Here is a 12,956-nt window from a genome sequence, read left to right as displayed (position 1 = left end):
TCAGGTGGTGGGAACGCCGAGCCGGTCGAGCAGGTGGCGGCGCAGCGCGCCGAAGGCCGGGTCGTCAGGAGTACGGGTGGGGGCCAGGTCGACGGGCAGGTCCGCGGCGATGCGGCAGTCGTCCAGCAGCAGGATCCGGTCGGCGAGCAGCAGTGCCTCCTCCACGTCGTGGGTGACCAGCAGGGCGGCGAAGCCGTGCTCGGCGCGCAGGCGGCGCAGCAGGATCTGCATCCGCAGCCTGGTGAGCGCGTCGAGGGCACCGAACGGTTCGTCGAGCAGCAGCAGGTCCGGTTCGCGGACCAGCGCCCGCGCCACGGCGACGCGTTGCGCCTGCCCGCCGGACAGTTCGGCAGGCCAGGCGCGGTGCCGGTCGGCGAGCCCGACCTCGGCCAGCGCCCGGTGGATCCGCCCGGCGGCGTCCGCGCCGGACAGCCCCAGCCCGACGTTGTCCGCCACCCGTTTCCACGGCAGCAGCCGGTGTTCCTGGAAGACGACGGCGGCGGTGCCGTGCACGACGACCGTCCCGCTGGCGTCGCCGTCCAGCCCGGCGAGGATCCGCAGGAGGGTGCTCTTGCCCGAGCCGCTGCCGCCCAGCAGGGCGACGACCTCGCCGCGGGCGATGCTCAGGTCGACACCGGCGAGCACGACCGTCGGCCCGAACGCCCGGCGCACCGCGTGGGCGGTGAGCACCGGCGCGGTGCCGTTCAGGTGGCCCGCAGTCCGCGACGCCATGTCAACATCCTCCTCTCCAGGACACGCAGCGCACTGTCGGATATCAGCCCGAGCAGCGCGTAGACGAGCAGGCCGAGCACGACCACGTCGGTCTGGCTGAACTCCCGTGCCTCCATCATCAGAAAGCCGATCCCGGTCTGGGCGTTCACCTGCTCGCCGACGACGAGGCTGAGCCAGGCCGCCCCGATCGCCAGCCGCAGCCCGAGGAAGAGGGACGGCAGCGCGCCGGGCAGCACCACGTGGCGCAGGCGGGCGGCCTGCCCCAGGCCGCAGGTGCGGGCCGCCTCCACCAGCCGCTCGTCGATGTCCCGAATGCCGGCGTACGTGTTGAAGTAGATGGGGAAGAACGCGCCAAGGGCCACCAGGCTGATCTTGAGTGATTCGCCGATGCCGACCCAGATGATCAGCAGCGGGACGAGGCCGAGGTGCGGCAGCATCCGGGCCATCTGCACAGGCGGGTCGACCAGGTCGTCGCCGAGCCGCAGCAGTCCCGCCACGGTGCCCAGGACCAGCGCCAGGACACCGCCGACAAGCAGTCCCGCGCCGGCGCGGGTGAGAGAGTCCAGCAGATGCACGGCGAGGGTGCCGTCGCGGGTCAGCCGCCACCCGGTGGTCAGGACGGCGCTGGGCGCCGGCAGTTTCTCGGGCACCAGCAGCCCGGTCCGCGCGGCCACCTCCCAGCCCAGGATCAGCGCCACCGGGCTGACGAGCCGCCACCACCGGCGGGTCGGGCGCTGGCGGAGGGGGGCCACCGGGACGACCGGGGCGACCTCGCCGGGCGGCTCGACGAGCGTCGTACGGGTCACTGGAAGACCTCACTGAACCGGCTGTCCACCCGGGACCGGAGGTCGACCGGGCCGGGGATGAGCCCCAGGGCGATGAAGCTGTCGGTGATCGCCTGGAGTTCGTCGCCGATGGCCGGGGTGACCGGGGCCAGCGGCCTGGCACTGCGGTCCAGGGCGCGAGCGGTGACGTCCTGCGCGATCTTCAACTCCGGCGCGAGGGTGGCGGCCCGCTCCGCGGGGTGGGCGATGCCCCAGTCGGTCACCTCGCGGTAGCTCCTGAGGAAGGACCGGATCTCGTCCGAGCGCTTCGCGACGGCGTCGGGGCTGGCCAGCACGTACTCGCGGTTGCTGGCCAGGCCCGTGGCGTCGGCGAGCACCTGGACCCCCGGCTGCTCGGCCAGAGCGAAGTACGGGTCCCAGATGACCCAGGCGTCGACCTGGCCGCTGTCGAAGGCGGGCCGGCCCTCGGCGGGCTTGAGGTACTTGACCTGGATGTCCTTGAGGGTCATGTGGTTCGCCTCCAGCAGCCGGACCAGCAGCCAGTGCACATTGGAGCCCTTGTTGAGGGCGACCGTCCGGCCCTTGAGGTCGGCGAAGCTGCGAAAGCCCCGGTCGGCCTTGACCAGCACGGCCTCGCCCTGCGGGATCGGCGCCGAGGTGCCGATGACGGAGAACGGGATCTTCCCGGCGGCGGCGAAGACCGGTGGTGCCTCGCCGACCTGCCCGATGTCGATGGAGCCGGCCTTGAGCGCCTCGGTGAGCGCCGGGCCGCTCTCGAACAGCGACCACTCGACGTCCGGCGTGGCGCCGCGCGCCTTGACCAGGCTCAGTCCGCCGAAGCGCTGGTACCCGATCCGGAGCTTTCCCGTGTCACCCGCGGCGTCGGCGGACCCGCCGCAGGCGCTCACGGCGGCCGTGGCGAGTAGAGCGACTGCCGTCAGCGCGACAGTGACCAGTCGGCGGCGGTACGGGGGAGGGCTGATCGAGGGGGTGCGCATGGCGGCTCCTTGGTCGAACGGTGGGCCGGGCCGCGTTGACCGGCGTGAGTGCGTGGGCGGTAGCCTACTAACCCGATAGGTTTTATGGGTAGGCTGTCGGCGGGATCGTCCCACCCCTCAGGAGGCGCCCGCCTCGCCGCACGCGCCGACCGCCCCGCCGACGGAAAGAGCCACCGATGACCCTCACCTTCCACTGGTTCCTGCCCACCAACGGCGACAGCCGGGACATCGTCGGCGGCGGCCACGGCGTACCCACCGGGATCGCCGGAGGCGCCCGCCCGGCAAGCGTGGCGTACCTCGGGCAGATCGCCCGCACGGCCGAGCAGCTCGGCTTCGTCGGCGCGCTCACCCCGACCGGCGCCTGGTGCGAGGACGCCTGGCTGAGCACGGCGATGCTCACCGAGGTCACCGAGCGCCTCAGGTTCCTGGTCGCGTTCCGGCCCGGCCTGTCGTCGCCCACCCTCGCCGCCCAGATGGCCTCCACGTTCCAGCGGCTGTCCCGAGGTCGACTGCTGCTCAACGTGGTCACCGGCGGCGAGTCGCAGGAACAGCGGGCGTACGGCGACTTCCTGGACAAGGACGCCCGGTACGCGCGGGCCGACGAGTTCCTGCACGTGGTACGCGCGCTGTGGCGCGGCGAGACGGTCGACCACGCGGGCGCCCACGTGCGCGTCGAGCAGGCGCGACTGCACCGGCTACCCGAGCCGGTGCCGCCCGTCTACTTCGGTGGCTCGTCCGCCGCCGCCCTGCCGGTGGCGGTGCGCCACAGCGACGTCTACCTCACCTGGGGCGAGCCGCCGGCCCAGGTCGCCGAGAAGGTCAACCGGGTCCGCGCGCTGGCCGCCGACGCCGGACGCGAGCTGCGCTTCGGCATCCGGCTGCACGTCATCGCCCGGGACACCGCCGACCAGGCGTGGACGCAGGCCCGCCGCCTGCTCGACGGCATCGCCGAGGCCGACATCCAGGCCGTGCAGGACGGGCTGCGCCGTAGCGAGTCCGAGGGGCAGCGCCGGATGCTCGACCTGCACGGCGGCTCCCGCGACCGCCTGGAGGTCGCGCCCAACCTGTGGGCAGGCGTCGGGCTCGTCCGCGGAGGGGCCGGCACCGCCCTCGTCGGCAGCCACAGCGAGATCGCCGACCGGATCGCCGAGTACCACGCGCTCGGCATCGACGAGTTCATCCTCTCCGGCTATCCCCACCTGGAGGAGGCGTACTGGTTCGGCGAGGGTGTGCTGCCGATCCTGCGTGACCGTGGCCTGTGGCGGCACCCCGACGGCCGGTCGGGGGCCGCGGGGCCTGTCGACATACCCTTCGCCGGGGTCCCCACGCGGGAGCCCGCAGCGGCCCGCTGACCGGGCCGCACGCCACGACTCAGCCGGGCCGGCCGGCCAACCTCCGCCGGGTCACCCGGCGGGCGGCGACGCTGACAAGCGTGCTGCCGGCCGCCATCCCGACAAGCACCAGACCCGCGCCGACCGGCCACAGCCCACTGTCGTCGGTCGACGCGGCCCGCCACGACCAGGCCGCCGTGAAGGCCACGGTCATCACCGGCGCCACCAGCCACGGGCTGAGCCGGGTGCCGGCGAGCGCGGCCAGCAGCACGAGCGTCAGCACGCAGCCGACCACCTGCCACGGCGCGTACGGGCCGCTGGTCGCGCCGGTCTGCGCGTCGACCGTGTACCCGGTGTCCCAGCTCAGCCAGAGCAGCCACACCCCGACCGTGGCCGCCGCCAGGAACAGAACACCGAGCAGTGCCCGCGTACCCCTCGTCGCCGTCATCCGGCGATCATGCCTCGCGTTCCGGCGTACCGGAATGGCGGCCGGCCTGTTGCCCCGGCCGGTGAGGATCCTCTACGGTCGGCTCAAGCGGTGGGCGGTGCGGTCCGCATCCGACCGGACACCGCCGGATGCCCGTCGTGCGGGCCGGGATGGTGGAGTCCCGGGACACCCCGCTGGCGGCGAGCCCGGCGGTCGTGTGACTCCAGCTCGTCTTCCGGGTGTTGCCGCCCGGCGCGGCTCCGTGCGGAGCCGACGGCGAGCCGGGCACGCCGATCCCCACCGGGAGAGCCCGTGTTCCTCAGCCCGCACGAGCAGGACCGCCTGCTCGTCCACGTCGCGGCAGATGTCGCCCGCGCCCGCCGCGAACGCGGCCTGCGCCTCAACTATCCCGAAGCCGTCGCGGTGATCACCGCGTTCCTGCTCGAAGGGGCCCGCGACGGCCGGTCCGTCGTCGACCTGATGTCGGCCGGTCGGACCGTGCTCGGCCGCGACGACGTCCAGGACGGCATCCCCGAGCTGCTGAGGGAGGTGCAGGTGGAGGCGACCTTCCCGGACGGCACCAAGTTGGTGACTGTGCACCACCCCATCCCGTGATCCCGGGGGAGATCCTGCCGGCCGCCGGCCCGGTCGAGATCAACGTGGGCCGGCCGGTGACGACGCTCGTCGTGGTCAACACCGCCGACCGGCCGGTACAGGTGGGCTCGCACTATCACTTCGCCGAGACCAATCCGGGCCTGTCGTTCGATCGGGACGCCGCGTGGGGACAGCGTCTCGCGGTGCCGGCCGGCACCTCGGTCCGGTTCGAGCCGGGAGTCAGCCGCACCGTCGACCTCGTCCCGCTCGGTGGCGCGCGCGTCGTGCCGGGCCTGCGCGCGGAGTGCGCCGGGCCACTGGACACCCCGACGACCGACGGGCCGGCGCGGTGAGCGCCGTGCGGCGCGACCGCTACATCGACCTGTACGGACCCACCGTCGGTGACCGGATCCGGCTGGCCGACACGAACCTGCTGATCGAGGTGGAGACCGACCACTGCGTGGGCGGCGACGAGGTGGTCTTCGGCGGCGGGAAGGTGATCCGCGAGTCGATGGGGCAGTCCCGCGCCACCCGCGCCGAGGGCGCGTTGGACACCGTCATCACCGGCGCCGTGGTGCTCGACCACTGGGGCGTGGTCAAGGCCGACGTCGGGCTGCGCGACGGACGCGTCGTCGCCCTGGGCCGCGCCGGCAACCCCGACACCATGCCCGGCGTCCATCCCGACCTGGTCATCGGCCCGGCCACCGAGGTGATCGCCGGCAACGGCCGGATCCTCACCGCCGGGGCTGTCGACACCCACGTGCACTTCATCTGCCCGCAGATCGTCACCGAGGCGCTGGCCAGTGGCATCACCACACTCGTCGGCGGCGGCACCGGGCCGGCCGAGGGGACGCGGGCCACCACCGTCACCCCGAACGCCTGGCACCTGGCCCGCATGCACGAGGCCCTGGACACGCTGCCGGTGAACGTGCTGCTGCTCGGCAAGGGCAACACCGTGTCCAGCGAGGCGCTGTGGGAGCAGCTGCGCGCCGGTGCGGGCGGCTTCAAGCTGCACGAGGACTGGGGTACCACACCTGCGGCGATCGACGCCTGCCTGCGGGTGGCCGACGCGTCAGGGGTGCAGGTCTCCATCCACACCGACACGCTCAACGAGGCCGGTTTCGTGGCCGACACCCTGCGCGCGATCGGCGGGCGGGCCATCCACTCGTACCACACCGAGGGCGCGGGAGGCGGGCACGCGCCGGACATCATCACCGTGGCCGGCGAGCCGAACGTGCTGCCGTCGTCGACAAACCCGACCCGGCCGTACACCGCCAACACCCTGGCCGAGCACCTGGACATGCTGATGGTCTGCCACCATCTCAACCCGTCCGTGCCGGAGGACCTGGCGTTCGCCGAGAGCCGGATTCGACCGTCCACGATGGCCGCCGAGGACCTGCTGCACGACCTGGGCGCCATCTCCATCATCGGCTCCGACGCGCAGGCGATGGGTCGGGTCGGCGAGGTGATCCTGCGGACCTGGCAGAGCGCGCACGTGATGAAGGACCGGGTGGGCGCCCTGCCGGGCGACGGCCCCGCCGACAACCACCGGGCCCGGCGGTACGTGGCCAAGTACACGATCTGCGCGGCGATGGCCAACGGGCTGGAACGGGAGATCGGCTCGGTCGAGCCGGGCAAGCTCGCCGACCTGGTGCTCTGGGACCCGGCGTTCTTCGGCGTACGACCGCACCTGGTGCTCAAGGGCGGCATGATCGCGTACGCCCAGATGGGTGACGCGAACGCCTCGATCCCGACCCCGCAGCCGACGCTGCCGCGGCCGATGTTCGGCGCGTACGGCGTCGCGGCGGCGGCCACCAGCCTGGCCTTCGTGGCGCCGGCTGCCCTGGACGCCGGGCTGCGCCTGGACGTGCGACGCCGCGTGGTGCCGGTGACGGACGTGCGGTCGCGGGGCAAGGCCGACCTGCCGGAGAACAACGCCATGCCGCGGATCGAGGTGGACCCGGACACGTTCACCGTCCGGATCGACGGGCAGGTGGTGGAGCCGGACCCGGTGACCAGGCTGCCGATGGCGCAGCGGTACTTCCTGTTCTGATGACGACGTCCAGCCTGATGCTGCTGCTGGCCGACGGGCGCTTCCCGGCCGGGGCGCACGCGCACTCCGGCGGTCTGGAGGCGGCCGTCGCCGCCGGCCGGGTCACCGACCTGGCCTCGCTGGAGGCGTTCCTGGCCGGACGGCTGGCCACCGCCGGTCTGGTCGGTGCGGCGTTCGCGGCGGCGGCGCACCGGGCGGCGGTGGCCGTCGACGCGGCCGAGCCGGGCCCGTCCCGACCGGCCGCGCTGGCCCGGCTCGACGCCGAGCTGGACGCCCGGACCGCCGCGCCCGCGCTGCGGGCGGTCTCCCGCCGGCAGGGTCGTGCCCTGCTGCGCGCGGGACGGGAGATCTGGCCGGACACGCCGTTCGACGACCTGCCCACCGAGCCCGGGGGAGCGCACCAGCCGCTGGTGCTCGGGCTGCTCTGCGCCGCCGCCGGACTGAGCCGCTCCGACACCGCCACGGTCGCCGCGTACGCCACGCTGACCGGGGCCGCCAGTGCCGGCGTACGCCTGCTCGGCCTCGACCCGTACCGGGTCCAGGCCCTTCTTGTCGGCCTTGCCGACGCCTGCGACGGCACCGCCGCCGACGCGGCCCGCGCCGCCGACGACCCACCGGAGCGGCTGCCTGCCGCCGCCGCCCCGCTCGCCGACATCCACGCCGAAGTCCATGCCACCTGGGAGGTGCGTCTCTTTGCGTCCTGACACCGTCGTGCCCACGACCGACCCGACCCCACCGCCATCGCCCGCCGCGCCGCACGACGAGACCGTCCCCCACACCCATCCCGAGCCGGGGGTGGACCCGCATCCGCCGTTGGCGCGCGCCGGCCGGGCCCTGCGGGTCGGCATCGGCGGGCCGGTCGGGTCGGGCAAGACCGCGCTGGTGGCGGCGCTGTGCCGGGCCTTCGCCGACGAGCTGCGGCTCGGGGTGGTGACCAACGACATCTACACGACCGAGGACGCCGACTTCCTGAGGCGGGCCGGCGTGCTGGACCCCGCCCGGATCCGCGCGGTGGAGACCGGCTGCTGCCCGCACACGGCGATCCGCGACGACATAGGCGCGAACCTGGACGCCGTGGACGAGCTTGCCGAGGCGGTCGGTCCGCTGGACCTGGTGCTCGTGGAGAGCGGCGGGGACAACCTGACCGCCACCTTCAGCCGTGGGCTGGTCGACAGGCAGATCTTCGTGGTCGACGTGGCGGGCGGGGACAAGGTGCCCCGCAAGGGCGGGCCGGGCGTCACCGCCGCCGACCTCCTGGTGATCAACAAGACCGACCTGGCACCCATGGTCGGCGCGGATCTGGGGGTGATGGACCGCGACGCGCGGGCCCGGCGTGGTGACCTCCCGACCATCTTCCTGTCCATCGTGGGAGACCCCACGGCGACGTCGGTCGCGGACTGGATCCGGCACGAGCTGGCTCACCACGCCGCCCTGCACCCTCTGGCCGCCCCGGTCGGCCCAACCTGATGCGGGCACTCGCCCGGCTCGTCGCCCGGGCCGACGGTCGGGGCGGCACCGCCCTTGTCGAGCTGCGCGGCGAGACGCCCTTGCTGCTGCGCCAGACCCCGGCCGACGGTGGTGTCGCCACTGTGCACATCGTCGGCGGGGCGGCCGGCCCGATCGCCGGGGACGATCTGCGCCTGGAGATCGAGGTGGGTCCGGGCGCGGCGGTCCGGGTGCACAGCGTCGCCGCGTCGATAGCCCTGCCGGGTCGCGTGGGCGCCGTGTCCCGGATGGCGGTGCGGGCGGTGGTGCACGCGGGAGCCACGCTGCACTGGCTTCCGGAACAGGTGGTCGCGGCGGCCGGCTGCGCGCACCTCGCCGAGTCGCGCGTCGAGCTGGCCGCCGGCGCGCGCCTGCGCTGGCGCGACGAGCTGATCTGCGGCAGGTACGGCGAGACGCCTGGCGGGGCCGTCGTGCACACCCACGTCGACTACGCGGGCCGACCACTGCTGCGCCAGTCCCTTCCCGTCGGGCCGCACGCGCCCGGCTGGGCCGGCCCCGCCGTGCTCGGCGGCGCGCCGGCCACCGGCTCGCTGCTGCTGGTGGACCCGTCACGCCCGGCCGAACCCGCGATCGCCGACGGCAGCGTCGCCCGGCTGCCGCTGGCCGGCGGTCCGGCGACGCTGTGGACCGCCACGGCCCCCGACGCGCACACCCTGCGCGCCCACCTCACCGTGCCTGGAGGTGCCGCAGCCGTTGTTGGCGGTCTTCGTCCCTGACGCGCCGGCTGGCCCCTATTCTCGAGAGAAACCCGCCCACCGCAGCGATTCGCCGTTCGCATGACGGCTCACAGGAGGCCGTGATGAGTGGCGACGACCGGCCCGAGGGCATCAGCGCGACAGCGGTGCAGGGCGCACCGGGGCTGTGGCGTGTCGACCTCCAGCGACACGACCTCAGCATCCCGGGACGCGAGGTCGTCCAGAGTCGGGTGGAGTTCACTCCGGACTCGCCGCCGTTCAAGCACTTCCACCCCGGTGAAGAGATCATCTGCGTCCTCCAGGGCTCCCTGGAGTACACGCTCGAAGGTCAGCCGCCAGTGGTGTGCAACGCCGGTGACGCGCTGACCGTGCCGTACGGCGTCCACCACCAGGCACGCAACGTCGGCAGCGGCATCGCCGTCGAGTTGGCCACGTACGTCGTGGAGAAGGGTAAGCCGCTGCTCACCAAGGTGGAGTGAACCAGCTCGGGGACGCCGGTCAGCGGCCTGGGCCTGTCGCGTCGGCACTGTCGCGGTGGCGGGCCGGGTCGAGGCGGGCCACCAGGTCGTCGAGCTGGTCGACCAGGTCGGGCGGAACGCCCAGCTCGGCGAGGCTTTCCCGGACCTGCGCGTCGACCCGCTGGTGCTCGCTGCGGCCCCGGATCGTGAGGTACGCGCGGATCCGACGGCGGTCGAACGGGTCGACCCGACGGAAGACCAGGTTGCTGTCGACGAGCTGGTCGACCAGTTTGGTGAGCGTGCCCGGCGGCAACGACGCCTCGGCGGACACCTCGCTCATCGGATGGCCCTGGCCGTCGGCGAGCAGGCAGAGCACCCGCCACGCCTCGACGGTCAGCCCGGCCTCGGCCAGTACGACACCCAGCCGGCGGGAGAGCAGCCGTTCGGCGCGGGTGAGCGAGCGCAGCAGGTCCGCTGGCGCCCCGGGCACGTCTGACATGGAACTCCCTGGTCCGGTGGCGCTGCCATCGTAGCGAGTCGTCCCGGTCCGTGGTGAGCTCTGGTCTTCCGTGGTGGGCCGGGCAATCATGTGCTCATGTCCGAGCCGGCGCCTGCGTGGCTCACCGTCGACCGGGGCGTGGTCAGCATCGCGCTCGTCTATCCGATGCGCGGCCCGGCGGGGATGTTCGGTCCCACCTGTGAGCTGTGTGCCCAGCTCGCGGTCGAGGAGATCAACAGGTGCGGCGGGGTGCTCGGCCGGGAGGCGCGGCTGGTGCCGGTCGACGGCGGTGCCCCGCCCGCCGAGGTGGCAGCCGAGGTCGAGGCGCTTGTCGCGCTCGGGGCCGTGCAGGGGGTGACCGGCTGGCACATCTCCTCGGTACGGCAGGCGCTGGCGCCCCGGGTCGCGCACCGCGTCCCGTACGTCTACACGGCCCTGTACGAGGGCGGTGAGCGGACCGAGGGGGTGTACCTGACGAGCGAGACGCCGGACGCCCAGTTGTGGCCGGCCATGCGGCTGCTCGCCGATGAGCAGGGGGTGCGTCGCTGGTTCCTGGTCGGCAACGACTACGTGTGGCCCCGCCGCACCGCCCGGGCAGCCCACAGGTACGGGATGCGCGCGGGTGGGCGGGTGGTGGGTCAGGCGTTCCTGCCGTTGGAGGCGCACGACTTCGACGAGGTGCTGCGGCGCATCGAGCGCAGCGAGGCGGACGCGGTGGTGATGCTGCTGGTGGGCGCGGACGCGGTGCGGTTCAACAGGGCGTTCTCCCGCGCCGGTCTGGACCAGCGCTGTCTGCGGTTGAGCACGCTCATGGACGAGAACATGCTGCTGGCCAGCGGGGCCGGCGCGACCCGCCGGCTGTACAGCACGGCGGGCTTCTTCGCCGGCCTGGTGACACAGGAGAACCTGGACTTCCACGGCGAGTTCGCCAGTCGGTTCGGGGTGGAGGCGCCGCCGCTGGGCAGCCTGGGGGAGTCCTGTTACGAGGGAGTCATGCTGCTCGCGGCGCTGATCGGGCAGGCTCGCACGCTCGACGTACGGGCCATCGAGACGGCCGCGGACACGGTGGCGTACCACGGGCCGCGGGGGCGGCTGCGGCTGCGGCGCCGGCACGTGCGTCAGCGCATCTACCTCGCCGAGGCGGACGGTCTCGACTTCCGGGTGCTCGCGCAGCTCTGACCGGCGGCCGGCCCGGGCCGACCCTTGACAGTCGCACCGGCGGCGACCCTAAGATGCTTCCTGCGTGAAGTATCTGCCCCGGGGGCGGATGCTCATCATTCCGCGTCCGTGGTCGGCGAATCGCGCGCCGACCATTGTAGCGGCAATTCTCTCCGACGATTCCACAACGGTCGGCACCGTCTTTCCTTGACGGTGCCGACCGTTTCCTCGTGGGTGTGCGGGACGCGGTGGGAAACAGTCAATTAAGGGCCGGGAAACACGAACGCAACGATGCCGGTCGACGCTTTGCCTGCCCGTACCCGATGCGGTGCCGTGGTGGCGTCCACCCGTCGACCTCGGCATCGCCGACAGTTCCAACGGACCGCACCGACCGTCCATTCGCCACTTGAGCGCACCGCAGGGAGAATAGATGTCACTGTTCCGGGGCCGCCGAATCCTGGCGGGTGCCATGACCCTCATCGCCGCGGCCGCGATGACCGCGTGCGGCAGCAAGACCACCGACGAGGGCGGCGCGGCCGGCGTCAGCGCGGACGTCTCCAGCGACACCGTCAAGGTGGGCCTGCTCAACTCACTGTCGGGGACCATGGCGATCAGCGAGGTCACCGTCCGCGACTCCATCATGCTGGCCGTCGAGGAGATCAACGCGGCGGGTGGCGTCCTCGGCAGGAAGATCCAGCCGGTAGGTGAGGACGGGGCCTCGGACTGGCCCACCTTCGCCGAGAAGGCCGAGAAGCTCATCTCCGAGGACCGGGTCGCCGCCGTCTTCGGCTGCTGGACCTCGGCCAGCCGCAAGGCCGTCAAGCCGGTGTTCGAGAAGAACAAGGCGCTGCTGTTCTATCCGGTGCAGTACGAGGGCCTGGAACAGTCGCCCTACATCTTCTACACCGGAGCGACGACGAACCAGCAGATCGTCCCCGGGCTCGACTACCTCAAGTCGCAGGGGGTGAAGTCGGTCTATCTGGTCGGCAGTGACTACGTCTTTCCCCGTACGGCCAACAAAATCATCAAGGCGTACGCGACGGCGAACGGGATGGCCGTACGGGGCGAGGATTACGCGCCGCTCGGGTCGACCGAGTTCGGCACGATCGTCAACAAGGTCAAATCGTCAGGCGCGGACGCCGTGTTCAACACCCTCAACGGCGACAGCAACGTGGCGTTCTTCAAGGAGTACAAGTCGGCCGGGCTGAGCGCCACCGCGATGCCTGTGGTGTCCGTGTCGATCGCCGAGGAGGAGGTCAAGGGCATCGGCACCCAGTACCTCCAGGGCCAGTTGACCGCCTGGAACTACTACCAGACCACGCCGGGCGCGGCGAACTCGAAGTTCGTGGCCGCGTACAAGGCGAAGTACGGCGCCGACAAGCCGACGAGCGACCCGATGGAGGCCGCCTACGTCGGTGTGTACCTGTGGAAGGCGATGGTGGAGAAGGCCGGCGCCTTCGACGTGGAGAAGGTCCGCGCCGCCTCGGACGGGATCACCTTCGACGCGCCGGAGGGCCTGGTCACCGTCGACGGGGAGACGCAGCACATCGCCAAGACCGCCCGGATCGGCAAGATCGGCGCGGACGGGCTGATCACCGAGGTGTGGAACTCCGGCAAGCCGGTCCAGCCCGACCCGTACCTGAAGACCTATCCGTGGGCGAGCGGCCTGAGCTGACGACGCCGGCCCGGGCGGGACGCGTCGCCGCGCGTACCGCCCGGG

15 protein-coding genes are annotated in these 12,956 nt (G+C 72.7%); 10 read left to right on the top strand and 5 right to left on the bottom strand.

The genetic code is table 11. The features are described from left to right. The 3 genes from ACZ6N8_RS18225 to ACZ6N8_RS18215 are packed head-to-tail and all read right to left on the bottom strand — an operon-like array spanning position 1 to position 2,515. The gene (locus ACZ6N8_RS18225; protein ID WP_466011271.1) at positions 1–732 is read right to left on the bottom strand and encodes an ABC transporter ATP-binding protein; all 732 of its coding nucleotides are present in this window, start codon (positions 730–732) and stop codon (positions 1–3) included. Beyond that, positions 705–1,538, bottom strand: coding sequence for an ABC transporter permease (locus ACZ6N8_RS18220; RefSeq protein ID WP_466011269.1), 834 nt, complete (start codon positions 1,536–1,538; stop codon positions 705–707). Before ACZ6N8_RS18220 ends, ACZ6N8_RS18225 begins: the two co-directional genes overlap by 28 nt. Continuing rightward, entirely contained in the window at positions 1,535–2,515 is a 981-nt protein-coding gene (locus ACZ6N8_RS18215; RefSeq protein WP_466011267.1) for an aliphatic sulfonate ABC transporter substrate-binding protein, read from the bottom strand. Before ACZ6N8_RS18215 ends, ACZ6N8_RS18220 begins: the two co-directional genes overlap by 4 nt. Positions 2,516–2,691: 176 nt before the next feature. Between ACZ6N8_RS18215 and ACZ6N8_RS18210 the strand changes: the two genes are divergently transcribed. Further along, on the top strand, positions 2,692–3,867 hold the full coding sequence (locus ACZ6N8_RS18210) for an LLM class flavin-dependent oxidoreductase (RefSeq protein WP_466011265.1): 1,176 nt from the start codon (positions 2,692–2,694) through the stop codon (positions 3,865–3,867). Between the two features lie 19 nt (positions 3,868–3,886). Here the strand turns inward: ACZ6N8_RS18210 and ACZ6N8_RS18205 are convergent, their stop codons facing one another. Further along, positions 3,887–4,294, bottom strand: coding sequence for a hypothetical protein (locus ACZ6N8_RS18205; protein ID WP_466011263.1), 408 nt, complete (start codon positions 4,292–4,294; stop codon positions 3,887–3,889). Positions 4,295–4,585: 291 nt separating this feature from the next. Between ACZ6N8_RS18205 and ACZ6N8_RS18200 the strand changes: the two genes are divergently transcribed. The 7 genes from ACZ6N8_RS18200 to ACZ6N8_RS18170 all read left to right on the top strand — a co-directional run bounded on the left by ACZ6N8_RS18200 (position 4,586) and on the right by ACZ6N8_RS18170 (position 9,600). Next, positions 4,586–4,888, top strand: a complete 303-nt coding sequence (locus tag ACZ6N8_RS18200) for an urease subunit gamma (protein ID WP_091398934.1) — start codon at positions 4,586–4,588, stop codon at positions 4,886–4,888. Then, positions 4,885–5,220, top strand: coding sequence for an urease subunit beta (locus ACZ6N8_RS18195; RefSeq protein ID WP_400309809.1), 336 nt, complete (start codon positions 4,885–4,887; stop codon positions 5,218–5,220). Before ACZ6N8_RS18200 ends, ACZ6N8_RS18195 begins: the two co-directional genes overlap by 4 nt. Beyond that, positions 5,217–6,920 (top strand): urease subunit alpha, encoded by a 1,704-nt coding sequence (locus tag ACZ6N8_RS18190; protein WP_466011261.1) that lies wholly within the window; start codon positions 5,217–5,219, stop codon positions 6,918–6,920. Before ACZ6N8_RS18195 ends, ACZ6N8_RS18190 begins: the two co-directional genes overlap by 4 nt. Continuing rightward, positions 6,920–7,624 carry an urease accessory protein UreF gene (locus tag ACZ6N8_RS18185; RefSeq protein WP_466011259.1) on the top strand — a complete coding sequence of 235 codons (705 nt, stop codon included), beginning with the start codon at positions 6,920–6,922 and terminating at the stop codon, positions 7,622–7,624. The genes ACZ6N8_RS18190 and ACZ6N8_RS18185 overlap by 1 nt, the downstream gene beginning before the upstream one ends. Next, the gene (gene ureG / locus ACZ6N8_RS18180; protein ID WP_364364031.1) at positions 7,614–8,387 is read left to right on the top strand and encodes an urease accessory protein UreG; all 774 of its coding nucleotides are present in this window, start codon (positions 7,614–7,616) and stop codon (positions 8,385–8,387) included. Before ACZ6N8_RS18185 ends, ureG begins: the two co-directional genes overlap by 11 nt. Then, positions 8,387–9,142 carry an urease accessory protein UreD gene (locus ACZ6N8_RS18175; protein WP_466011257.1) on the top strand — a complete coding sequence of 252 codons (756 nt, stop codon included), beginning with the start codon at positions 8,387–8,389 and terminating at the stop codon, positions 9,140–9,142. Before ureG ends, ACZ6N8_RS18175 begins: the two co-directional genes overlap by 1 nt. Positions 9,143–9,225: 83 nt before the next feature. After that, the gene (locus ACZ6N8_RS18170; RefSeq protein ID WP_466011255.1) at positions 9,226–9,600 is read left to right on the top strand and encodes a cupin domain-containing protein; all 375 of its coding nucleotides are present in this window, start codon (positions 9,226–9,228) and stop codon (positions 9,598–9,600) included. A 19-nt stretch (positions 9,601–9,619) separates the two neighbouring features. Here ACZ6N8_RS18170 and ACZ6N8_RS18165 read toward each other — a convergent pair whose 3' ends face one another. After that, on the bottom strand, positions 9,620–10,078 hold the full coding sequence (locus ACZ6N8_RS18165) for a MarR family winged helix-turn-helix transcriptional regulator (RefSeq protein ID WP_466011253.1): 459 nt from the start codon (positions 10,076–10,078) through the stop codon (positions 9,620–9,622). A 96-nt stretch (positions 10,079–10,174) separates the two neighbouring features. On the opposite strand from ACZ6N8_RS18165, the gene ACZ6N8_RS18160 reads away from it, so the two are divergent. Both ACZ6N8_RS18160 and urtA read left to right on the top strand, forming a co-directional pair. Beyond that, positions 10,175–11,257 carry a substrate-binding domain-containing protein gene (locus ACZ6N8_RS18160; protein WP_466011252.1) on the top strand — a complete coding sequence of 361 codons (1,083 nt, stop codon included), beginning with the start codon at positions 10,175–10,177 and terminating at the stop codon, positions 11,255–11,257. Between the two features lie 409 nt (positions 11,258–11,666). Continuing rightward, the gene (gene urtA, locus ACZ6N8_RS18155) at positions 11,667–12,911 is read left to right on the top strand and encodes an urea ABC transporter substrate-binding protein (RefSeq protein WP_466011250.1); all 1,245 of its coding nucleotides are present in this window, start codon (positions 11,667–11,669) and stop codon (positions 12,909–12,911) included. The last annotated feature ends 45 nt before the right edge of the window (positions 12,912–12,956 follow it).

The sequence above is a fragment of the Micromonospora sp. NPDC047521 genome, from assembly GCF_055587305.1.
This window is presented reverse-complemented; position numbering and strand designations above follow the sequence as displayed.

Excerpts from the sequence above, each read along its gene's own strand:
- urtA (WP_466011250.1), top strand. The coding sequence starts at position 11,667 with ATGTCACTGTTCCGGGGCCGCCGAATCCTGGCGGGTGCCATGACCCTC.
- ACZ6N8_RS18185 (WP_466011259.1), top strand. The coding sequence starts at position 6,920 with ATGACGACGTCCAGCCTGATGCTGCTGCTGGCCGACGGGCGCTTCCCG.
- ACZ6N8_RS18225 (WP_466011271.1), bottom strand. The coding sequence starts at position 732 with ATGGCGTCGCGGACTGCGGGCCACCTGAACGGCACCGCGCCGGTGCTC.
- ACZ6N8_RS18165 (WP_466011253.1), bottom strand. The coding sequence starts at position 10,078 with ATGTCAGACGTGCCCGGGGCGCCAGCGGACCTGCTGCGCTCGCTCACC.
- ACZ6N8_RS18210 (WP_466011265.1), top strand. The coding sequence starts at position 2,692 with ATGACCCTCACCTTCCACTGGTTCCTGCCCACCAACGGCGACAGCCGG.
- ACZ6N8_RS18205 (WP_466011263.1), bottom strand. The coding sequence starts at position 4,294 with ATGACGGCGACGAGGGGTACGCGGGCACTGCTCGGTGTTCTGTTCCTG.
- ACZ6N8_RS18170 (WP_466011255.1), top strand. The coding sequence starts at position 9,226 with ATGAGTGGCGACGACCGGCCCGAGGGCATCAGCGCGACAGCGGTGCAG.
- ACZ6N8_RS18160 (WP_466011252.1), top strand. The coding sequence starts at position 10,175 with ATGTCCGAGCCGGCGCCTGCGTGGCTCACCGTCGACCGGGGCGTGGTC.
- ACZ6N8_RS18215 (WP_466011267.1), bottom strand. The coding sequence starts at position 2,515 with ATGCGCACCCCCTCGATCAGCCCTCCCCCGTACCGCCGCCGACTGGTC.
- ACZ6N8_RS18175 (WP_466011257.1), top strand. The coding sequence starts at position 8,387 with ATGCGGGCACTCGCCCGGCTCGTCGCCCGGGCCGACGGTCGGGGCGGC.